This is a genomic window from Pseudodesulfovibrio sp. zrk46 (assembly GCF_012516435.1).
Lineage (GTDB): Bacteria > Desulfobacterota > Desulfovibrionia > Desulfovibrionales > Desulfovibrionaceae > Pseudodesulfovibrio.
Map to the genome: position 1 here is coordinate 1,541,830 of NZ_CP051216.1, position 22,372 is coordinate 1,564,201.

Below are 22,372 nucleotides of genomic sequence, written 5' to 3' on the forward strand. Positions count from 1 at the left end.
CTATGGCTTGTTGGTCAGATACACGCCGGTCACGACCATGAGGCCGCCTGTGATGAGCGTGAGGTGGATGGGCTCACCCAGCAGCAGGAAACCCATGATGACCGCGAACACCGGAACGGTGTTGATGAAAATGCCTGCCCGGCTCGCGCCGATGATCGAGATGGCTTCATAGTACCAGAAATAGGCCAGCGATGTCGCCAGTGCGCCGAGATAGAGGATGCAGCCCCAGTCGATCAGACGTGCCCGCATGATGTCGGCCATCAACCCTTCTGACAAGGCAGCCGGAAACAGCATCACCGTTCCTGCAATCGATGACCATGCCACTGCGCTCAGGGGCGGTACGCTTTTCATGACGGCCCTGCCGCCGAGGGAGTATGCGGTCCAGCTCGCCACGCAACCGAGGATCATGAAGTCGCCTCGGCTCACGCCACCCGACAGCAACGCCAACGGGTTGCCGTCTGCGATGACGACGGAGACGCCGATCAGCGACGTCAGCGCGCCGATGATGCGAACGGGACCGAATTTTTCCTTGAAGAAGATGGCGGAGATTATGGATATGCACACCGGGATGCAGGCTACGATCAGGGCTGCCCGACCTGCATTGGTGGTCTGCAGGCCGTGGAAAAAGAAGTAGCTGTAGGTGAAAACACCGGTGGCACCGAGGAAGATCACGGGGAGGATCTTGTCCCGGGGGATCTTGGGCATGCCGCCCTGCGAGCGGTAGCACATGATCAACAGGCCGAGTGAGGCTACGGTGAATCGCAGGAAAGCGGCCGTCATGGGGTGCATGGATTGCGCCAGCACGCGGCCGGCCACCCATGTTCCGCCCCACAGGGCCATGGAAACGATCAGTAGTGTGTAGACGTAGGAAAGGGATTTCTGCTGCATAATAAGGACTCTCTGGCACAGAGGTATATGCCTGTTACAGTCCGATGTGAAGTGGAAAGACGCCCTCGGGCGGCTTGGGGGCAGATGTGTGGAGGCTGGAAACCCGGATTAGAAGGTCATGCCCACGGCGCGGACCGGACAGCCTTCGCCGTCGGCGATGCGAAGCGGCAGGCAGCTAAACATGAAGTCCTGCTCGGGGAGCTCGTCGAGATTGGTGAGGTTCTCGACGATGACAAGGCCGTGGTCCAGAAGTGCCTTGTGGTTGCGCAGATCGCGGGAGTCCACTGGGTCTGGAGAGGGCGTATCGAGGCCGATGCCCTTGAGCTGGAGGCCGCCGAGGAAACGGCAGGCGGTCTCGGTGAGGACAGGGAAATCCTTGTAATACTGGTCGGTTTTCCAGTGCTGGTCCCAGCCGGTTTTCATGAGCACGAAGTCGAGGACATCGAACTGCGCCAGATGCGCGAGGTGGGGGTGGTCGATGAACTTGGCGTCCGTACAGTCGACCACGGCAGCCCAGCCCACGAAGTTGTCCGGCCCCATCCAGTCGAGACCGGGCGCATCAGCGTACAGATGGGCGGCGGTGTCCACGTGGGTTCCTACGTGGGTATTGAAGGAAAGTTGGGTGTTGGCAAAACCGTCCTTGTTCACGAAGTGGGTGCGACGGATATTGACTGGCTCATCGCCGGGAAAAACAGGCATGCCGGTGCGCATGGGGTGGGTCAGGTCGACTACGTGCATGGTTTTCCTCGCTGATTGAATCTACGATTCTGCAACAAATTGATTTTATAGAGTATTGATTAAAATTATGTATTGTACAGATTCATGTTCGGACGCTTGACCAACGTCATGTCCGGTTTGACGTGCTCACGGGCTACTTCAAGTACCTTTTCCATGCTCTTGGCGCCGAGGAATCGGGACTGGAGGCTGTGACCGAAGGTGAAGTTGGCCGCGAAATAGACCGTGAAAAGCTTGAATCGCTTCAGCGCGCGGATAGGGTCGTAGTAGTGGTCCAATGCTTCGGCCAAACGGATGGCATAGTCGCGGAAGATATTGGGATCGAGCTCGCCGGAGTAGGCAGGGTCGCCTGTCCAGCGGGCAAAGAGCCAGGCGCGGGCCATGGCCATGCGACCGATGGAGACGCCGTCGCAGCCTGTGTCCTCGAGCATGGAGAGACAATCCTCTTTCGTGATGACATCGCCGTTGCCCATGACCGGAATGGAGACCGCTTCGGCAATGGCGCGGATATGATCACGGACCGGCGGGCGGGTGCGCTTATCCGGAGCCACACGGGGATGGAAGACCAGGCAATCGACGCCAGCGGATTCAAAGCGTTTGGCAAGGGCCACAGCAGGCTCCACATCGGGAGACCAGCCAGTGCGGAACTTGACGAATACGGGGATGTCCACTTCCTTGCGGACGGCCTCGGCCACGGCAAGAGCCATGTCCGGTTCCTTGAGCAGGGCCGCGCCAGCGTCACGCTTCACGATGCCGGGCACGGAGCAGCCCATGTTGATATCCACGCCGAAGAACCCTTCGTCCTCCACGCGGCGGGCCGCCGGGATCATCTCCTCTGGGGTGGCGCCCACGATCTGACAGACGAGACTGGGCAGTTCTTCATCACGCCAGCGGAAGACGGGTGAGACCTTACGGTTCTCTGTGGGCACAGCCTTGGCGCTGCACATCTCGGTAAAGGCCAAGCCGCAGCCGCCATATTGCTCGAGTACCTCACGATAAGCGATGTGTCCCAGCCCGGCCATGGGCGCGAGCCACAGCCGATTTTTCACGGGCTTTCCGCCTACGGAAAGGGGCTGGTTGAGTCTGTCTGCCAGTGTCTTCAGAACGTCGTTTGCCATGGGCGGCAGTTGAACGTCTGCGGGCCCTGCTGTCAACCGCTTTCCATCTCGCTCCCACGTCCTGTCAACACCTGATCCCGTCACCGCCATGCCCAGCCTCTTCCTCCTGACACCCGGAGGCGTCCCACACTCAAAACCGCCTGTACACTGTGGCCGTCTGAAGAAAAGCAAGGAGGCAGAGACATGCCAATACCAATATTGGGCGCGGTGGCCGGGTTGCTGACCACGGTGGTGGAAGGAATCACGGGCCATATGAAGCAGAAACAGGAGCTCAAGCGCACGGTCATGGAGAACCGGATGCGGCTGGCCCGGTCCGACCGGGAGTTCAATCATGAGTGGGAGATGAAGCAACTGGAAAACGCCGGGTGGAAAGACGACGTGCTGTTCTTTGCCTGGATCGGATTCTTTGTCTGGTCCGGGGTGGACCCGGAGCGGGCCGGCGAGGTGATACGCTCGTGGGAGAACCTGCCAGACTGGTTCCTGCAGGTGACGTTCTGGATTGTGGCCGCCGTGCTCGGGGTCAAAAAGATCGGCGACTATCTGCCCGGTGCCGTGCGAGGACTCAAGGACGCTTTGGGAGGGCCGCGATGACCGCCATGGAGCGTTCCGAATTGCAGGAGCTGCTGGTTCGTATCGACGAGCGGGTCAAGGCGATTCAGGAAGACATTCGTGAAATCAATCAGGCCCGGCAGTGCGCCAGTCATCAGGTCAAGATTCGGACGCTGGAACGACTGGTCTGGGGCTGTCTGGCCGGAGTGGCCGGACTGGGAGCGCGGATTGTCTGGGAGACGTTGAAGTGACGTCTTGCGGTCTACTGGGATTCGCTTGGGGCAGCCTGTTCGGCTTCTCGGCCCATGGCTGTATACGAATCGATCACTTCACCGTAAGCGGCGGCTGCCTTTTGGTCGCCAATGGCGCTGGCCAGATTGCGTGCCCGGCGAGCAGTTTTGATCGCCTTGTCATAGTGCTTCATCTTGGCTTGAGCTTCGGCGAGCAGGCCGAGGATAGCGTGTCCATTGGGTTCGAGCTCGGCCGCACGTTCAAAGTCGCCGAGCGCGTTTTCGTATTGATTGAGCTTCATGTAGATGGCGCCGCGCATCATCAGGATCTCGATGGATTCGGAATCCAGGGTCATGGCCTGTGTCAGGTCATGCAGGGCGCGCAGGTTGTACCCCAGCGACAGGTTGGCGATGCCGCGGTTGTAATAGGCGTCTTTGTGAGCCGGGTTGAGGGCGAGTGTCTTGGAGAAGTCGTACACAGCATCCTTGAATCTGCCCTGATTGACGTAGCAAGCCCCGCGCATGGCGAACGCTTCGGAGATACTGTCGTTTCTTTCGAGGACGGCGGAGAAGGCGCGGTTGGCTTCCACGCAATTGCCCAGTTGATACATGAGCACTCCCTTGGTGAAGCGTGCCTCCAGATCGTCGGGTTTTATCTTGAGAACTCGGTCTACGTCTTGCGAAGCCTCGGAGAGCATGCCTCTGGTCATATAAATCTTCGCCCGCTGAAAGAGTGCGGTTGCCTGATTGGGGTCCAGTTCAACGGCCTCGTTCAAATATTCAAGGGCTGCATCCTCATCCAGGTATTCACCGTCATGGTAAAGTTGGCGCGCCTTGTCCATGGCGTCGGCCGCTGTGGCCCGGCGTTGCTCGCTTTCAACCTGTTCGGCAGTGCGCCCAGGGCGAGCACCCGATGGGCGTGACGAACCGAAACAGCCGGCGCACATCAGCACCGTACACAAGATAACAACCAGGATGGGATTACGCATAGCTTTGGGGATACCCTCGCTTGTCCTGTCCGTCAACATTAAGGATTTGATAAAACGTGACAAACAATCTTTATACCCCACGCCCGCATCAGGCGGAAATCGAGGCGGGACTGAAACGCTTTTCCGTGTTGGTCTGCCATCGTCGTTTCGGCAAAACCGCGCTCTCGGTCAATCAACTCATCAGGGCGGCTCGAGAGACCGACAGACCCGACTGGCGTGGTGCTTATATCGCGCCCCTCTACAAGCAGGCCAAGACCGTGGTCTGGGACTCGCTCAAAACCTATTGTGGTCTCGGGCGTGACGACTGCACGGTCAAATTCCACGAGACAGAACTGCGTGCTGATTTCGCCAATGGCGCACGTATCCGGCTGTTCGGCGCGGACAACCCAGACTCCCTGCGCGGCATCTATCTGGATGGCGTCATATTTGACGAGGTGGCCCAGATGCAGAAGCGGACGTGGACCGAAGTGATCCGTCCGGCACTGGCTGACCGTAAGGGGTGGGCCATCTTCATCGGCACGCCGCGTGGCAAGAATGCCCTGTGGGAGATATGGGAGGATGGGCGCCGCGATCCCGAGTGGTTCACGGCCATGTACCGCGCCTCAGAGACCGGAGTCATTGACCCGGACGAGTTGGTAGCTGCCTCCCGGGAGATGTCGCCCGAAGAGTATGAGCAGGAGTTCGAGTGCTCTTTTTCTGCCGCCATCAAAGGCGCGTATTTCGGCAAATTGATGGGGGAGGCGGACAAAGAGGGACGCGTTACGCGTGTGCCGGTGGAGCCTTCGTTGCCTGTGCATACGGCCTGGGATCTGGGCATGTCCGATTCCACTTCCATCTGGTTTGTGCAGGCACGGCCGGGCGGTTCTTACGCGGTGGTGGATTACTATGAGGCCAGCGGTGAGGGCATGGAACACTATGCCCGGGTGCTGGACGAGAAAGGGTATAAGTATGGCACCCATATTGCGCCCCACGATATCCGGGTGCGGGAACTGGGAACGGGCAAGTCGAGGCTGGAGGTAGCCCGCGGGCTTGGGGTTCGATTCGAGATCGCGCCCAATATCCCGGTGCAGGACGGCATCAATGCGGTGCGCACCCTGTTGCCGTGCTGTTGGTTCGATGAGGAGCGTTGCGCAAAAGGGATCGAAGCCCTGCGTAACTACCGTCGTGAATTCGACGAAGCGCGTAACGATTTCTCGGCCCGACCGCTCCATGACTGGACCAGCCATGCCGTGGACGCCTTCCGCTATTTCGCCGTGGGCTTTCGCCAGCGGGACGGTGGACCGCGTCCGCTTCGATCCATCAATGATTACAATCCGTTCGGGAGACAGCATGAGCGTGCGTGAATTGGTCATCAAGCCCGATGAGTTGGCGCATTTCCCGGACGGGGCAGGGTATCGCTGGCTGGAGTTGTTTGACCCGGTTGGCAGCTATGGCCATGCCGCCATTTGCCAGCGAAAGGCCATGCTCGAATTGCATGTGTCGCTCACACGATGGGGGCCGAATATTCGTCGGAGCATGGTCTCGGACGTGGAGTGGCTCAAGGGTGAAGGTCGACGGTTGGGAGTGTCACGAATCACAGGAATGAGGGCGGATGCGAGCGGGGTGTTTGCGCCTGAACTCTTTCGCTTCGCCCGTCTTTTCGGATTTTCCGAGCAGAGCGTGGTGCAATTCGCGACCATGGAGTTAGATTGAACGATTGGTGTAAAATGCTCTTATGACGAAGAAAGTTCGTTTGTATAGGGATTTCTTCTTGTTTGGACTATGTCTAGACTCGGGAGAAATCCCTATTTTTTGCGTGGCGCTTGTGTGGGTGTTGGCAGAATGTTATACAGCATACTGTAGGAATATTATATGGGAGAGGAGTCATGGCCGATCCAGCAAGCCAAATTGGTGAAATTACTATTGCCTATGGAACCACTACCGCAGAAGGCGACGAGGGTGTCAGACCCCTGTCTGCGGGGAGCCCTGTCTTTGCCGACGACCTGATCAAAACTTCCGGTCCCGGCTCGGCTGTCGAAATAAAATTCATTGACGGTGCCCTGCTTTCGCAGGGGCCGAATTCCTCCATCGTCCTCGATTCCTACGTCTTTAATCCCGATCAATCCGCTGGTGAAATGACCGTGAAGCTGCTGGAAGGCACCTTCCGTTCGGTCACGGGTGAGATCGTGGACTTGAATCCCGAGGCCTTTTCTCTTGAAACCCCGCTGGCCACTATCGGTATCCGCGGTACCACCACCGGCCACACCGTGGCTCCCAATGGGCAGGAAGCCCACGTGGTTGTCGACTTCGTGGACAAACCGGTTGTCATTCGTTCCGCTACAGGCGGACCTGTTCGTGTTGTGACGCAGGACGGAATGTCTGTGTCTGCTACCTCGACAGGTATTTCTCCTGTCTTCCGGGCCACTCAATCTCAGCTGGCCTCTTTTGAACAACTTTCCAGTCAGTCTTTGCAACAGGGGGCACCTGTAGTTGATCCCAGAGCTGCGGAAGAAGCCGCAGAAGAAGCCGAAGAGGCTGCAGAAGAAGCCCAAGAGGTCGCAGAAGAGGCCGCGGAAGAGGCCGCTGCTGCCGAAGCCGAAGCCGAGGCCGCCGAAGCCGCTGCACAGGCCGCTGCCGAAGCTGCCGCACAGGCCGCCGCTGAAGCGGAAGCTGCTGCACAGGCCGCCGCCGAGTTGGCCGCACAGGCTGCTGCGGATGCCGCTGCCCAAGCCGCTGCCGAAGCCGCTGCTGCCGAAGCTGCCGCCCTTGCGCAGGCCGCTGCCGAAGCCGCTGCTCAACAGGCTGCTGCCGAAGCCGCCCAGGCTGCTGCCGAAGCTGCCGCTCAGGCTGCTCAACAGGCTGCCGCCGAGGCCGCCGCCGAAGCCGCTGCCGCGCAGGCCGCTGCCCAAGCTGCCGCTGCACAGGCCGCTGCCGCACAGGCCGCTACCGTGCCTGCGCCTACCACAGACCCGCAGACCGATCAGGGCGACGACGGGCAAGATGGTGATGGCGACGACGGAGATGATGGTGGCGACCCCGGTGATGATCCCGACGATACTCCTGATCCGACAGGGCAGGACGTGCCCACTAATCCAGTGGTGCCTCCGCCGACGACAACGACGACGCCTCCGCCCACGACAGGGACTACTACTCCGACGCCGACAGCGCCAACGACTCCGGAGCCCCCGCCGGCAGCACCGGAGCCAGACCCGATTGATGACGGCAACACCAACACTGAGAACGTGGTCATTCTGGATCTGTCTAACTGGGGTGACAATCTGACTGTGGATCTGGACGCCAGTCCGGCCTACTACCAGACCACCGGTGACGATTCCACCAAGGTGAATCTGGTGAACACCAATCTTGAGACATTTACCGTCACCACGGTGTTCGGTGAAACCAGCTACGACAACATCATCATCGGCAATGATGTGAACAACCAGTTGTATGGCGGCACGGGCGCCAACTCGCTGGATGGTGGTCTCGGCAATGACCTGCTGGCAGTGGGGTCATATGACAGCACCACGAACGTGTACACATTGGGGCAGATCTCCAACGACGACTCCATCGCCGGCGGTGATGGCGTCGATACGCTGAAATTTGACGGCAACAGTACGGATACTCTGGACGGCGGCGCCCTCGGCCATGTGTCGTCCATTGAATACATCGTGACAGGAAACTCGGCGGTGGATATCGCTTCCACGCCGGACGCGCTGGTCGATTCCGGCACCACGTTGCAGCTTGACGCATCCCTTGCTTCGTCCGTCCGGTTCATGGGTGACAACGACACGGACAGCTCTTTCTACATGGTGGGCAGTGCCGGGAATGACACCCTGGCTGGCTCGACTCTGGCCGACACCCTGTTCGGCGGATTGGGCGACGACTGTCTGATCGGCAACGCAGGTGACGACACTATCGCGGGCACCTCGGGCGGCGCTGATTCCATTGCCAGTGGCGATGACGATGATGCCATCTACATGGGCACCAAACTGGACGTGAACGATGTAATCGACGGCGGTTCCGGTCACGATACCTTGAATTTTACGGACGCCACATCAAGCGGCGACGATCTGGACAACGTGTCCAACGTGGAGACCATCATTCTGGGCACCACGGCAACGACCATCGCCATTGATGCGGACGGCATTGTCGGCAGCGGCGAGACCGCTACCATCAACGGCACCTGGGCCGCTTCCCTTGATTTCGACGCCAGCGGCATGAGCGCTGACAACGCCTTCCACATCATCGGCACCAGCGGTGCGGACACCATCGTGGGCGGCGGGCAGGAAGATACCATTGAAGGCGGCCTCGGAGCAGATTCGCTGGATGGCGGGCTCGGCAATGACCTCCTTTCCTACTCCATTGCCGTGGATGACATGGTCATCGATCTGGATGCGGATTCCGTATCCGGCCTCCTTGCCACTGGTGATACCATTGTCTGGTCTTCGTTCACCAGCGCGGCTGGCGGCAGCGGGGATGATTCCATTACCGGCGATGCCAGCGGCAACCTGCTGATAGGCAACGGCGGTGTCGATACCCTGTCCGGCGGTGACGGTGACGACACGTTCCGCTTCAATACCGGCGACATAGTGACCGGTGAGGAAGTGCTCGGCGGCGCAGGAACCGGGGACATGATCTCGGTACAAACGTCCACCGATTTTACCCACGCCACCATGACCGACCTTGAAAAGGTGGAGATTTGGGCAGGGCAGACCGCTACCTTTGATGTCGGAAAATCCGCCCTGTTGGGTGGGTTGACCACGATAATCGCCTCCGGGACCACTGCCGTGGAGACCTTCGGATATCAGGGGACTGACGGCAACGATTCGCTGGATATCAGCAGCGTATCAGCCACCTTCCTCGACTGGGGAAGCGAAGACCTGTTCAAGCTGGAAGGCTTTGGCGGAGACGATACCATTACGGGCGGCGCCAAGAACGACATCATCGAGGGCGGCGACGGTGCGGACGTGCTGGACGGCGGTGGCGGAACCAATACGCTCACCTATGCAAGCTCCACCGTGGGTGTCTCTATCGACATGACAGGGCAGACGGCCTCTGGCGGTCACGCGACCGGAGATACGATTACATGGGCATCCTTCTCCAGTATTGTCGGTGGCTCGGGCGGCGACTCCATCACCGGAACCACGGGCAATGAGACCTTGTCGGGCGGGGCAGGAAACGACTTCCTCTACGGCGGTGGCGGCAGCGATACCGTTCTTGGCGGTACAGGTGACGACACCATCGCCTTCAATCCCGTGGCCCAGACCGCAGACGGCGGAGACGGCACGGATACCATGCGCTTTGACGGCGCGAGCGAAGATTTCACGGCGTCGACCCTCTCCAATTTCGAGGTCCTTCAGTTCAATCATTCCTCGGCAGACAGCAGCACCACCTTCAATCTGGCCGATCTGATGGCGTGGACCGTCACTGTCTCGGCAGCGGCGGACGCCTACAAGCAGACCCTTGAAGTGCTGGGCACTGTGAGCGGCGAGGACATCGACCTGACCACGCTGACTCTCGGGACCAACTGGGACACCTCCGGCGACGTCCTGTCCGTGGATGCCGAAGCTGGCGATGACACCATCACTGGTAGTGCCGGAAGTGACCTCATCATGGGTGATGCCGGCGCAGACTCCATCCTTGGCGGCGCAGGTGCGGATACCATCTATGGCGCGGATTCGGCAGACGGTACGGATGGCGCAGATACCATTGACGGCGGCGCAGGGGATGACTCCATCTGGGCCGAGGGCGCGAACGATGTCGTGTCCGGCGGGCTTGGCGGCGACTACCTGAACGGTGGAACGGGCAACGATACCATGGATGGCGGTGACGGCAACGACTCCATGGACGGCTGGTCCGGTGATGACTCCCTGTCCGGTGGGGCGGGCGACGATACTATCCACGGCTATCTGGGCGCGGACACCATTGAGGGTGGCGCGGGTGCGGATACCCTGTCCGGTGGTGATGACAATGACACCCTCTCCTATGCCAGTGACACCTCAGGCGTGTCCGTCAACCTGGCTACTGGTGCGACCTCTGGCGGTCATGCTGAGGGTGACGATATTTCTGCGGCGGACTTTGAGGGCGTATTGGGCGGCTCGGGCAATGACAGCCTGACCGGTTCCACGAACGTGGAAGTTCTCAAGGGCGGCGCTGGCAACGACACGCTGACCAGTGGCCAGGCCGACACCCTGCTGGGCGAGGCCGGCAATGATTCCCTCACCGGCGGTGCCGGAGACGATTACATGTCCGGTGGTGACGGTGCGGATTATCTGTATGGCGCAGGCGGCGCGGATACCATTTACGGCGATGCCGGTAACGACACCATTGCCGTCAATCCGGTAGTAACCGCTGGTGGCACCATCGACGGTGGCGACGATACCGATACCATCCTCATTGCGGGCACTTCCGAAGACCTGACCGCTGCTACCATCACCGGGATCGAGGTGGTGGAGTTTGGCAATTCCTCTGCCGATTCCGAGGCCATTTTCAATCTGGGCGATGTGCAGAGCTGGACGATTAATGTCAGCGCGGCGGCGTCGGCCTATACCCAGACCCTGCACCTCGTGGGCACCACGGGTGGCGATACCTACACTCTTTCGACAACAACGGACTTCACCCTTGGCTCCAATTGGGACGGGGCTGACGATATCCTCAAGTTCGCGGGCGGTGACGGGGCGGACTCCATTACCGGTTCGGCCAAGACGGAGTATCTGCTCGGCGAAGCCGGCAACGATACGCTGTGGGGCGTCTCGGGCAATGATACGCTGGTGGGCGGTCTCGACAATGACTCGCTCATCAGTGGCGATGGCAACACCCTGTTGCAGGGCGAAGACGGCAACGATGTTCTTCGCTATGCGGACGGTGTCGCCACCCTGCAGGGCGGTGTGGGCGATGACACCATTGAGCTGGCGGCCAATGTTGAGGCCGGTTCCAGTTTCGATGGCGGTGACGGTACTGCCGATGTGCTGAAGGTTGTGGCCACGCGTGGCATGACCGAACTGACGGCCCTTGATGGCGTTGAGATTCTTGAGATGTCAGCAGGGACATCCACCGCGTTCGACGCTGATCTGGCGACCGGAAAAACATGGGAAGTTCAGGGGCAGACGAGCTCGACCGAGTTCATCAGCATGCAGGGCTTTACCAATGACGGCACCTATGATTTCTCCGGCCTGACGTTTACCAACTGGGACGGAGCGGACGGCGACTATTTGAAGATTCACAACATCGCGGGCGGCAGTGAACACATCACCGGTTCCGTGATGAACGACTCCTTCTCCGGGAGCAGCGGGCAGGATACCTACATTGGTCTGGCCGGAGATGATACCATGGACGGCGGCGTGGGCCATGACTCCCTTGACGGCGGATCAGGCAACGACTCCCTGCTGGGTGGTGAAGGCAACGATATCCTGAAGGTGGACGGTAACGATAGCGCCTACCTGAACGGCGGCGCAGGCGACGACTCCCTGAACGGTGGCGCATCCGGTAATGGCGGCTCTGTCACTTTGGTCGGTGGCGCAGGCGTCGACTCCATGTACGGAGCGTATGACAGCAACAATATTTTCGAGTTCGACACCGGCGATGTGGAAGCGGGCGAGATCATTGATGGCGCTGATTCAGGCGGCATAGACAGCATCGTGGTCAACTCCAGCACGGACTTCCGGCTGGCGTCCACCTTCCAGGGAATCGAACGGGTAATGCTGGAGCAGGGACAATCCGCAACCTTCACCAGCACGCAGTACAATGATGGGTGGACAACGTATGGCAGCGCCGATAGTGGAGGCGCCGAGTCGCTCCTCATCCATGTCGATACAGCGGGCCAGACACTGAATATTGGAACGCTTGAGCAATTTTATGCCAGTGAAGGCGACTATGTGGGCGTCATCGGTTCTAGCGGTGCGGACACCATAGTGGGCACTTCGGGCAGGACCTCCATTGACGGCGGTGACGGCGATGACGCCATCAACGGCGGCGGTGGCGAGGATACCCTGTTGGGCGGTGCAGGCAACGACACCTTCTATGCGAACGGCATCAGCAGTGGGGCCTCCATTGACGGTGGCTCAGGGACGACCAACACGATCATCACCTCTGCCGACGTGGACTTCAGTGATGTGACGCTTTCCAATATCCACGCCTTTGAATTCCAGTCCGGTACCTCCACAGCAACCTTCACATTTGCGCAGGGAGATCAGGCCACATCAACGGTGACGGGCATTGGCGCCATGCTGGTCAACGGCACCTCGGGGGATGATGACCTTGACCTCTCCAACCTTATCCTTTCGGGGTACACAGGTATCCTCAAGGCGGATATGGGTGTGGGTGACGACACGGTCACTATCACCAATCTGGGTCTGGACGGCACCATGGACGTGGACGGCGGTGCCGGCACCGATGTCTTGAATTACAGCGATGCCAATTCCATTTCCAACGACTATACCGACGACTTCGCCAACCTGTTCGATGTGGAGAGCGTCATTCTGACCGGCGCAGGCATCAACACTTCCGTTGGCGCAGATCTCTTCACCACTGATTCGATTCTGACCATCGATGCTACGGCCCTGACCGATTTTGCCGAAATCGACGGCACCAGTGCGAGCGACGCACAGCTCTACATCACCGGATCAGACTATCTCGATAGCCTGACTGGCGGCGCGTTGGCTGACTCCCTGTCCGGCGGACAGGGCGAGGACACCCTGATTGGTAATGGCGGCAACGATACGCTGGCCGGTGATACCGGTGACGACTCCATGGTGGGCGGCCTCGGCGATGACCTGTTTATCGGTCATCTGGGCGCGGATACCATGGTCGGCGGTGACGGCAGCGATACCGTGGATTATTCCGGTTCCACCGAAGGCGTCAGGATCAATCTGGCGACCAACGATACCATTGGCGGCTACGCAGCACTGGATGTGCTCTCGGGCATAGAAGGCGTCATCGGCTCCGACTATTCCGATACGCTGACCACCGGTGCTGACGGCAATTACTACCTTGATGGCGGCGATGGCGACGATACCCTGAATCTGAATAATGGCGGCACCGACACATTGATCGGTGGCGCGGGTGACGACTCCTTCATCGTAACCACGGCTGGCTCCGGTGAGTTGGACGGCGGTGACGATATCGATACCGTGACCTTTGGCGTCAACTCCACCATCGACATGACCGGCTATACGTCGATCACAGGCATTGAGAATATCGTCTTCGGTGCCACTGATACCGTTATTGTCTCCGATACGGTCGCAACGGGCGCGAACTGGGTTCTCAGTTCAAATATCAGCTCGCAGAAGGTGTTCCAGGTGTCCATGAGCGGCACCACTCTGGACCTGAGCAACCTGACCGATTCCGGCCTGGATACCAATTGGACTATGTACGACAGTTACATCAAGGCCGTGGGTACCTCTGGTGACGACACCATTGTGGGCAGTGACGGAAAGGACAGCATTGAGACGAGTACAGGCGCGGACTCCGTGGAAGGTGGCGCAGGAGACGACACCATCACTGGCGTGGGCGCCAACGGCAGCGACGGCAACGATATTTTCGACGGCGGTGCCGGTAATGACAGTCTGATCGGCAAGGCGGGTAATGATACTCTCTTGGGCGGCGATGGCGATGACTATATCGCGGGTGAAGGCGGCACGGGCATCGATGGTGACGACTCCATCGATGGCGGCGCAGGTAATGATACCATATGGGGCGAAGGTGCAGGCCTGTCCACCACAGGTAACGACATCATCTTCGGCGGCATCGGCGATGACCTGATCTACGGTCAGGCGCTTAACGACACCATTGACGGTGGATTGGGAGCAGATACCATCAACGGCGGTACAGGCAATGACAGCCTGACCGGAGGGGATGGAGCGGACCAGTTCCAGTATGCTGATAAAAACGCCGTTTATGGCGGCGCCATTGATACCATTACGGACTTTGTCTCCGGTACGGACAGCTTGTATTTCTATAGTGGTTTCGGCTCGTTGTCCTATCTCTGGTTTGAGATTTCTGGCGGTGCCGAATATTCCGGTACGGTCACGGGTGGCGTGAACGATGCGGTTTCCCTGATCTGGGACAGCACCAACCAGAAGCTCTGGGTGGATAGTGATTCCGCCACAGCGGATGGCGCCAGCGAAGGCGTTATCGCCTATTTCTCCGGCGGCCCCATTGCCATGACCGATATTGTCGTGGATGGCGGTTCGGTGACGCTCGGTACAGGTGAGAGCTGGACCGGCACTACGGGGAACGACACTTATGTGGGCACCTCGGCGGGAGACACCGTGTTCGGCCTGGCCGGAAACGACACGCTGAACGGTGCGGACGGCAATGACTCCATCGATGGCGGTGATGACGACGACCTCTTACTGGGCGGCGTGGGCAACGATACGCTCCTTGGCGGTACAGGTGATGACTCCCTGTCCGGCGGCGACGGCGACGACACCCTGTATGGGCAGGTCGGGGCTGACAGCATAGAAGGCGGCCTGGGGAATGACTCCATCAATGGCGGTGACAACGATGAGGCAGAGCGGGAGTTCGACATTGCGGACTACATGAACTCTTCGCAGGGCATCTATGCGGACCTCACGTCCAACAGCGTGAACGGTTGGGACGGATCGACCACTGTTTCTGGCGGGGATGGAAGTGATGTCCTCAACAATATTGAGGGCGTTCGTGGTACGGCCTATGCCGATAAATTCGTTGGCGACAACACGTGGGCCAATGTGTTTGTGGATGCAGGCGGCAGCGACATTATCGATGGCAACTCGGTGTATGACTATACCACGGATCTCGGCTTCGACATCGTGTCCTACGAGTTCGCGGGGCAGGGCATCATCACCTCCATGAACGGGCAGGCCGGTACGGTTACGCTGGGCGGGGATGTTGATACCCTGACCGACATCGACCTGATCATCGGTACCGACTACGCAGACACCCTCAACGGCGGCGCTGGCGAGCAGGAATTCATGCCCGGTCTGGGCAATGATACGGTGGACGGTCTCGAGACGACGCTGGCAGGAGCCAACGGCGAAGACTGGGATAATGTCACGTACTGGGATTTGGAGGACGCCATGTCCTTCACCTTTGACGGGACCAAGTGGGTGGCAGCCAATACTGGCGCCGGTTTCACCGATCACTTGTACAATATTGAATCCATCGAAGGCACCGAGGGTGATGACACCTTCATAGGTGGCTCGGATGACGACGAATTTGCTGGCTGGAAAGGCGCTGACAGCTTTGTGGGCGGAGGCGGTTTCAACACGGTCTCCTATAGCAGCACAGCCCTTGGAGTAGGGGTTGCCGTTGATCAGGAAGCAGGTACTGCCACGGACGGATGGGGCAACACGGATACCCTGTCCGGCATACAGGGCGTGGAAGGTTCGGACTTCGAAGATACCCTGATGGGCGACAGCGGCATGAACCTCATCGACGGTAACGAAGGCAACGACCTGATCAATGGTTTGGGCGGTGCGGACAGCCTGTTCGGTGACGACGGCGACGACACGTTTGTCTTCACCGTTGACGCTGACTACGGCACCATCGTCGACGGTGATGCCGGCAGCAACATCATCCAGATTGACGGCAACGTGGATCTGCTCGGTCTGTCCGAGGCCTTTAATATCCAGAATGTGGAGTTCACCACTGACAGTTCGGCGCTGTTTGACGCCTGGGCCATTGATTCCCAGACATGGAACATCTTCGGTGACTCCGGGATGGAAGTGATCAATATTGAGTTGGTGTCGACACAGGACCTGGACCTCTCCGGCCTAACCTTTGATTCCAGCTGGGACTCCACTGTGGATGAGATAAACGTGACCGGTTCAGCCAGCAGCGATGCCATCATCGGCTCGTTCTCCGATGACGAGATCATGGGTGGCGACGGTGATGACAGTATCTCCGGTGGCGATGGTGACGACGCCATAATGGCCTACGGTATTGAGGATTCCTCTTCCATTGCCACAGCCGATACGCTGGATGGCGGGGCAGGCTCGGATACCCTGATGGACATGGCCCAGACCGTGGACTTCCGCAACATGACCCTGCTCAACTTCGAGCACATCGAGTTTGGCGTGGATAACCCCACGGGCCAGAGTTACACCTTTGACGGTTCGCAACTGAGCGGTCAGAGCTATGTGATTTCGGGCGGTCTCTATACCTCCCTGACGGCCTACGGCACCTCCGGCATGGACAACTTTGATTTCTCCGGCCTCGACCTCAGCGGTTTTGGTAGTCACATGACGGTCTATCTGAGCGACAACAGCGACACGGTCATCGGCAGCAGCGGCGATGACAACTATTATGGCGGCACTGGGCACGACCTGATTTTGGGCGGGGCTGGTGACGATACGTTGACTGGTGACGGCGGCGACGACACCCTCAAGGGCGGTGACGGCGATGACTTCATGACCGGTGGCATAGGCTCCGATGTCTTTGAATACGAATACGGTTCTGCCATCAATCTGGCTGTTTCCGGCGATACCATCAGCGGCTTTGAGAGCGGCACCGATCGTTTCTGGCTGGTGGGCACCATGGCTGATACACCGCTGGAATGGTACGTTGAAGACAACTATGACGGCATTATCGATACAGCGGCCACTGATCAGCCTGTGCTGGTCTGGGACAGCGCTAACAGTGTCCTCTGGTACGATGACAAACCGCAGGACAGCGACGGCGCGTACCAAGGCGTTATGGCCGACATGGACGGTGGCATCTTATCCATGAGTGACATTTTCGCCGAGAACACCACCATTACTGATCCCGGCACCGGCAATGTGGTCATGACGGGCTCCATTGGTGCCGACACCCTGACCGCGACGGGCAACTCGGATACGCTATTCGGCTATGATGGCAATGACCAACTCAACGGCACAGCCACTGCTGAGTCGTTCATCGGCGGCGATGGGCTGGACACCATTACGGGTAACGGCGGCGACGATACCGTCTCCTATGCCTATGATCAAAACGCTGTGGCCGTGGATCTGTCGGAAAGTCTCTTCTGGGGCACAGGCGGTAACAGTGCCGTGGATGGAGGAGGCTCTGCCGATTCCTTCAATGGCATCGCCAACGTGACCGGATCCAGCTACAACGATACCCTTGTGGGTGACGCCAACGTCAATATTCTTGAAGGCGGCGCCGGTGCCGACTTCCTGTTCGGTAACGGCGGAGCGGATGAGCTCTATGGCGTACAGGGTGCTGATCTCTTCCTCATCGCCGACAATACGGAAACCGGACTGGCCATTCAGGACTTCCAGTCCGGCCTTGATGGCATCGCCCTCGGTGGCGACTATTTCAGTGGGTTGCTGAGCGGCGGTATTGACGCAAGCGAGTTCTCTCTGGAAGTGGCCGTGTCGTATGACGGCATTGCCGGGGCAGATAGTGGCGAAGGGCTTGTTTACGTCTCCAACGGTACCACAGGAGAACTCTGGTTCGATATGGAACGTTCCACTTCAGGAAACGAGTACAAAATAGCTGACATCGTGGAGTTCGATGTGTCTGGAAACGAGACTGACAACGATCTCGATTACACTGATTTCATAGGATATTCGATCCCCCAACCGTAAGCTCTCTTCTCTTGGATTGTATCAAAAGACATCTGCCATGCGCGGATGTCTTTTTGTGTTTTGATGAGAAAACGGCTTTATGTAATGTGTAATATTAATATCGATAACGATATTAATATGTTTAATTACAGGGTGTTATAAATTTCTAAGAGCCTTGATGCTTTTGGCGGTTGCTGCTAATGGGTAATTTCCTATTACTGTATGAAATGGGGGGAGAACATTCATGCCAGAAGCAATAGGCGAAATTACCATCCTTCACGGTGAGGCAGTTGCCGAGGGCCCGTCCGGCGCTCGCGAACTTGCCGTGGGCAGTCCCATATACAACGACGACGTGATTACCACTGAGGGTAAATCCGCAGTGGAGATTCTTTTCAATGACGGGGCCATCCTTTCTCAGGGGCCTAATTCTAAGGTCCATCTCGACGATTACGTCTTTGATCCCGATCAGGACGCGGGCGAGATGACCATGGAGCTCCTCGAGGGTACCTTCCGTTCGGTGACCGGTGAGATCGTGGATATGAACCCGGAAGGGTTCCGTATTGACACGCCCAGTACCACCATCGGTATTCGAGGCACCACGGTGGGTGCGGACATCACGCCCGGTGCGCCCGAACAAGTGGTGCTCTTGGATTTTGTGGATCGTCCGGTGGTGGTCCAGTCCCATTCGGGCGGTCAGGCTCGGGTCATGTCGCAGGATGGCGAAGGGCTTTCCGCCACGCCAGATAGTCTCTCTGGTGTCGGTAGGGCGCCGGCTCATGTTTTGAGCAATCTCCAACAGCTTTCCTCTCGCGCTCTGGAGCAGGGCGTCCCCATTTACCGCGATGCTGAGGGCAAGACCGAGGCACAGAAAGAGGCGGAGCGGGAACAGGCCGAGGCTGATGAAGCACAGGCCGCTGCCGAAGAGGCTGCCGAAGACGCTGCACAGGCCGAGGCCGAGGCCCAGGCTGCTGCCGATGCAGAAGCCGAAGCCCAGGCTGCCGCCGATGCCGCCGCCCAGGCTGCCGCTGAAGCGGAAGCCGCTGCCCAGGCCGCAGCCGCGCAGGCTGCCGAACTGGCCGCGCAGGCCGCCGCAGACACCGCCGCTGCCGAAGCCGCCGCGCAGGCTGCTGCTGAAGCTGCCGCTGCCGAGGCCGCTGCCAAGGCCGCGCAGGCCGAAGCTGCTGCTCAGGCCGCTGCTGCACAGGCTGCCGCCGAAGCTGCCGCACAAGCCCAGGCCGCTGCACAGGCCGCCGCTGCTGCTCGGGCAGAGGCAGAAGCCATTGCCGCCCGGGAGGCGCAGGAAGCTGCGGCTGCAAGGGCTGAATTCGAGGCCGAACAGCAAGAACTCAGCACCCGTGATTTTGGTGCTGATGGTGGACAGGACGAGGAAGACGATGGCGACGACACCGGTGATGATGGGGCTGAACCCAATGATGATCCCGATGATGACGCTCAAGAAGGCGGCGGCGAAGATGTGGTTCAGAATTTCGGTGCAGACAGCGAATCCGGCGACGGAGCTGCTGAAGGCATGGACGGCATCATTGAGGGCGGCGACGATGGCACAACGCCTCCTCCGCCCGCTGCTGCCACAGGTGGTGATGAGGGCGAGGAAGATGACACCACCGATGACGACCCTGTGGTTGTGGACAACTCGACCCTGAGTCTGGCTTCCTATTCCTCTGCCTTGACGGTGAATCTGTCCGAATCTCCTTCTTACTATGAGACCACTGACGACTCCACCACGCGATCCTCCATTGATTCCGCAGTGGTCAACGTCATAGGCTCTTCCACTCAGGCCAACACCATGACCGGCGATGACAACGCCAACCAGTTTACGGGCGGCGATGCGTCCGACACCATGTATGGCGGCCTCGGTGACGATACCTTTTTTGCCAGCGCCAACGGTGATGATTACTACGGCGAAGGTGGGAACGACATGATCTCCTATCTTTCGTTCACCGAAGGCGTGAGTGTGAATCTCGGCTCCGAGCAGGCCCAATACCCTGTCGGCAATCCTACGATCACGGACAAGCTGTACACCATTGAAAATGTAGACGGCTCCAATGAGGCTGACACCATCTGGGGTTCTTCCGACAGCAACGCCCTGTATGGCAATGACGGCGACGATCTCATCTGGGGTGGCGGCGGAGGTACGGACTCCCTGTATGGAGGAGCCGGAAACGACCGCTTCAAATTTCATGATGCGTCCAGCCTGTCCAACGTTGTGGTTGACGGTGGAGACGATACGGATGTTATCGAGATCTGGGGAACCGGCACCAACGATCTGACCGGGTTGGCTTCGGTTACGGGGATTGAAGGTTTTTACTTCAAGGACAACGGCGCATCGGTCACAGTTGAAACCGGTGACTTTACCGATTTCGGACCGGACAACTCCGATCCCTATATCGCGGTCAACTCCGCCAATACCACCACTGAGACGATCAATATTATTATCTCGGAGAATGGCGGCGACATCAGCCTTGAGGACACGACTTTTACCAACTGGGAAGCGGGCTACGATGTCATCAACATCACGGGCAGCACCGGCAATGACTCCATTGGCGGGTCCGTTTACAACGACAACATCACCGCTGGTAAGGGTAATGATGAAATCGAATCCAACGGCGGCAACGACTCGCTGGATGGTGGCGATGACAACGACAAGTTCGACATGAGTACGGGCTTTGACGGCAATGACACCGTGGTTGGCGGTACTGGTGACGACTCGTTGACCACTGGCAGCTTCTCCGGTTCCTTTACCAATGTGTCCGGTATCGAGTCCTTGGAGTTTACCACGTCCATGAATGTCTCGAGCGTCACTGACAACCTGATCGAGTCAGGCAAGACTCTTGTCGTTGATTATTCCTCTGCCACAGGCTCTCTCTTTTTCAATGGAGCAAACGAAACCGACGGCATCAAGTTTATCGCTGCTGCGGGCAATGATTCCCTGTGGGGCGGTTCGGGTAACGATACGTTTGAAATGGCCCTTGGTGCCGGCGATATCATTGGTAACGCCGGTGATGATCTGTTCAAAATGGGCAGTGACGTCGTTTACGGAGACATCATTGACGGCGGCGTCGGGAACGACTCCCTCTACATCACGGACAACGCTTCCAACGACAATGACATGGGTTTTGTGAAGAATATGGAATATATCAAGTTCCAGGGAAGCGGCAGCGTCTACGAGACGGTACAGGGGAATGACATGGTTTCCTCCGGCGCGACGCTGATCATCGACGCCACAGCGGCATCGTCCATGATCTTTGACGGCTCTGCCGAGACCGATGGCGCTTTTCAGATCACAGGCTCCTATGGTGACGACAATATTACCGGCGGCAGCGGCAATGATTTCATCAATGCCAAATGCGGCGTCAATGTCGTGGACGGCGGTGCGGGTAACGATACGTTCGCCTTCACCGGCGATGTGCAGGGCGGTTCCTCCTTTGATGGTGGCGCCTCCGGCATCGATCGTTTCCTGATTCAGTCTGATACCTCGTTCGAGGCATCCAATACCCAAACCAGCATTGAAGAGCTGGAGTTGGCTGCCAATACCAAAGCCACTTTGGATTTTGGGATGGACACGTTCCTCAACGGCTTGACCTCCCTGTTTGGCGACTCCGGAGATGCCGGCAGTGACACCTTGCTGATCACGGATTCGGGTGGCGTGAACAGCCTTGATCTGAGCTCGGCATCGTTATCGAGTTATTCCAGCTGGAACTCGACCAATGACACTGTCATTATTGAAGGTGGCAGTGGAGATGACGTGATTTCCTCCTGGAACGCGGCTGTGAAAATTGACGGCGGCGACGGCAACGACCAACTCACAGGCGGTGACGGCAACGACACGCTTCTGGGCGGAGCCGGAACAGATCTGTTGAAGGGTGATGACGGTAACGATGTCCTGACAGGCGGGACCGGAAACGACACCTTCCATATGGATTTCCCGTCCGAAGCCAAGGACACGATTACGGATTTCAATACCACCACTGAATCGGACAAGCTCCAGTTCATGGCAGCCGACTTCTTGTACGAATCCGGCGGACAGACACTGGATCAGTACTCTGATCGCTATACTGTCATTACCGATGACGCCGAGGCGGCCACGTATATGTCCACCGGCACCTGTGCCAGTCTGACAACGACTGAGGAGCAGTTCGTCTACGTGAACACTTCGACCATCCATGAGTTCTACTACGACAGCAACGGTGTGTCTTCCGGTGGTGAAGACGCCCTCTATACCATCGAGAATGGTGAGGACATCGACGCCACGGATATCTACATGAGCTAGTGGTATCTATTTGGAACAAGTAAAGGCGCCCCTCAAATGAGGGGCGCCTTTTTTGTGTGCAATAGACTGT

10 protein-coding genes are annotated in these 22,372 nt (G+C 58.5%); 6 read left to right on the plus strand and 4 right to left on the minus strand.

The window, feature by feature from the left end; translation table 11 throughout:
* The 3 genes from HFN16_RS07040 to HFN16_RS07050 form a co-directional block, all read right to left on the minus strand.
* On the minus strand, nucleotides 1–888 hold the full coding sequence (locus tag HFN16_RS07040; protein ID WP_168890081.1) for an EamA family transporter: 888 nt from the start codon (nucleotides 886–888) through the stop codon (nucleotides 1–3).
* Between the two features lie 108 nt (nucleotides 889–996).
* Nucleotides 997–1,626: a cyclase family protein gene (locus HFN16_RS07045; protein ID WP_168890082.1), complete on the minus strand. Its 630-nt coding sequence runs from the start codon at nucleotides 1,624–1,626 to the stop codon at nucleotides 997–999.
* Between the two features lie 65 nt (nucleotides 1,627–1,691).
* Nucleotides 1,692–2,831 (minus strand): tRNA-dihydrouridine synthase family protein, encoded by a 1,140-nt coding sequence (locus HFN16_RS07050; RefSeq protein ID WP_348771073.1) that lies wholly within the window; start codon nucleotides 2,829–2,831, stop codon nucleotides 1,692–1,694.
* A gap of 93 nt (nucleotides 2,832–2,924) precedes the next feature.
* Between HFN16_RS07050 and HFN16_RS07055 the strand changes: the two genes are divergently transcribed.
* Both HFN16_RS07055 and HFN16_RS07060 read left to right on the plus strand, forming a co-directional pair.
* On the plus strand, nucleotides 2,925–3,332 hold the full coding sequence (locus HFN16_RS07055; RefSeq protein WP_168890083.1) for a hypothetical protein: 408 nt from the start codon (nucleotides 2,925–2,927) through the stop codon (nucleotides 3,330–3,332).
* Complete coding sequence (locus HFN16_RS07060) at nucleotides 3,329–3,541, plus strand: hypothetical protein (RefSeq protein WP_168890084.1); 213 nt, start codon at nucleotides 3,329–3,331, stop codon at nucleotides 3,539–3,541. The genes HFN16_RS07055 and HFN16_RS07060 overlap by 4 nt, the downstream gene beginning before the upstream one ends.
* An 11-nt stretch (nucleotides 3,542–3,552) precedes the next feature.
* Here HFN16_RS07060 and HFN16_RS07065 read toward each other — a convergent pair whose 3' ends face one another.
* A complete protein-coding gene (locus tag HFN16_RS07065; RefSeq protein ID WP_168890085.1) occupies nucleotides 3,553–4,509 on the minus strand; it encodes a tetratricopeptide repeat protein in 957 nt (318 codons plus the stop codon).
* 56 nt (nucleotides 4,510–4,565) lie between these two features.
* On the opposite strand from HFN16_RS07065, the gene HFN16_RS07070 reads away from it, so the two are divergent.
* The 4 genes from HFN16_RS07070 (at nucleotide 4,566) to HFN16_RS07085 (ending at nucleotide 22,302) form a co-directional block, all read left to right on the plus strand.
* The gene (locus HFN16_RS07070; protein WP_168890086.1) at nucleotides 4,566–5,852 is read left to right on the plus strand and encodes a terminase family protein; all 1,287 of its coding nucleotides are present in this window, start codon (nucleotides 4,566–4,568) and stop codon (nucleotides 5,850–5,852) included.
* Entirely contained in the window at nucleotides 5,839–6,201 is a 363-nt protein-coding gene (locus tag HFN16_RS07075; RefSeq protein ID WP_168890087.1) for a hypothetical protein, read from the plus strand. Before HFN16_RS07070 ends, HFN16_RS07075 begins: the two co-directional genes overlap by 14 nt.
* A 173-nt stretch (nucleotides 6,202–6,374) precedes the next feature.
* Nucleotides 6,375–18,035: a FecR domain-containing protein gene (locus HFN16_RS07080; RefSeq protein ID WP_168890088.1), complete on the plus strand. Its 11,661-nt coding sequence runs from the start codon at nucleotides 6,375–6,377 to the stop codon at nucleotides 18,033–18,035.
* A 223-nt stretch (nucleotides 18,036–18,258) separates the two neighbouring features.
* On the plus strand, nucleotides 18,259–22,302 hold the full coding sequence (locus HFN16_RS07085; RefSeq protein ID WP_168890089.1) for a FecR domain-containing protein: 4,044 nt from the start codon (nucleotides 18,259–18,261) through the stop codon (nucleotides 22,300–22,302).
* Nucleotides 22,303–22,372: the final 70 nt, after the last annotated feature.

What these genes read in the sequence shown, in the direction of transcription:
- HFN16_RS07040 (WP_168890081.1), bottom strand. Translation starts at nt 888, where the DNA reads ATGCAGCAGAAATCCCTTTCCTACGTCTACACACTACTGATCGTTTCC.
- HFN16_RS07045 (WP_168890082.1), bottom strand. Translation starts at nt 1,626, where the DNA reads ATGCACGTAGTCGACCTGACCCACCCCATGCGCACCGGCATGCCTGTT.
- HFN16_RS07050 (WP_348771073.1), bottom strand. Translation starts at nt 2,831, where the DNA reads ATGGCGGTGACGGGATCAGGTGTTGACAGGACGTGGGAGCGAGATGGA.
- HFN16_RS07055 (WP_168890083.1), top strand. Translation starts at nt 2,925, where the DNA reads ATGCCAATACCAATATTGGGCGCGGTGGCCGGGTTGCTGACCACGGTG.
- HFN16_RS07060 (WP_168890084.1), top strand. Translation starts at nt 3,329, where the DNA reads ATGACCGCCATGGAGCGTTCCGAATTGCAGGAGCTGCTGGTTCGTATC.
- HFN16_RS07065 (WP_168890085.1), bottom strand. Translation starts at nt 4,509, where the DNA reads ATGCGTAATCCCATCCTGGTTGTTATCTTGTGTACGGTGCTGATGTGC.
- HFN16_RS07075 (WP_168890087.1), top strand. Translation starts at nt 5,839, where the DNA reads ATGAGCGTGCGTGAATTGGTCATCAAGCCCGATGAGTTGGCGCATTTC.
- HFN16_RS07080 (WP_168890088.1), top strand. Translation starts at nt 6,375, where the DNA reads ATGGCCGATCCAGCAAGCCAAATTGGTGAAATTACTATTGCCTATGGA.
- HFN16_RS07085 (WP_168890089.1), top strand. Translation starts at nt 18,259, where the DNA reads ATGCCAGAAGCAATAGGCGAAATTACCATCCTTCACGGTGAGGCAGTT.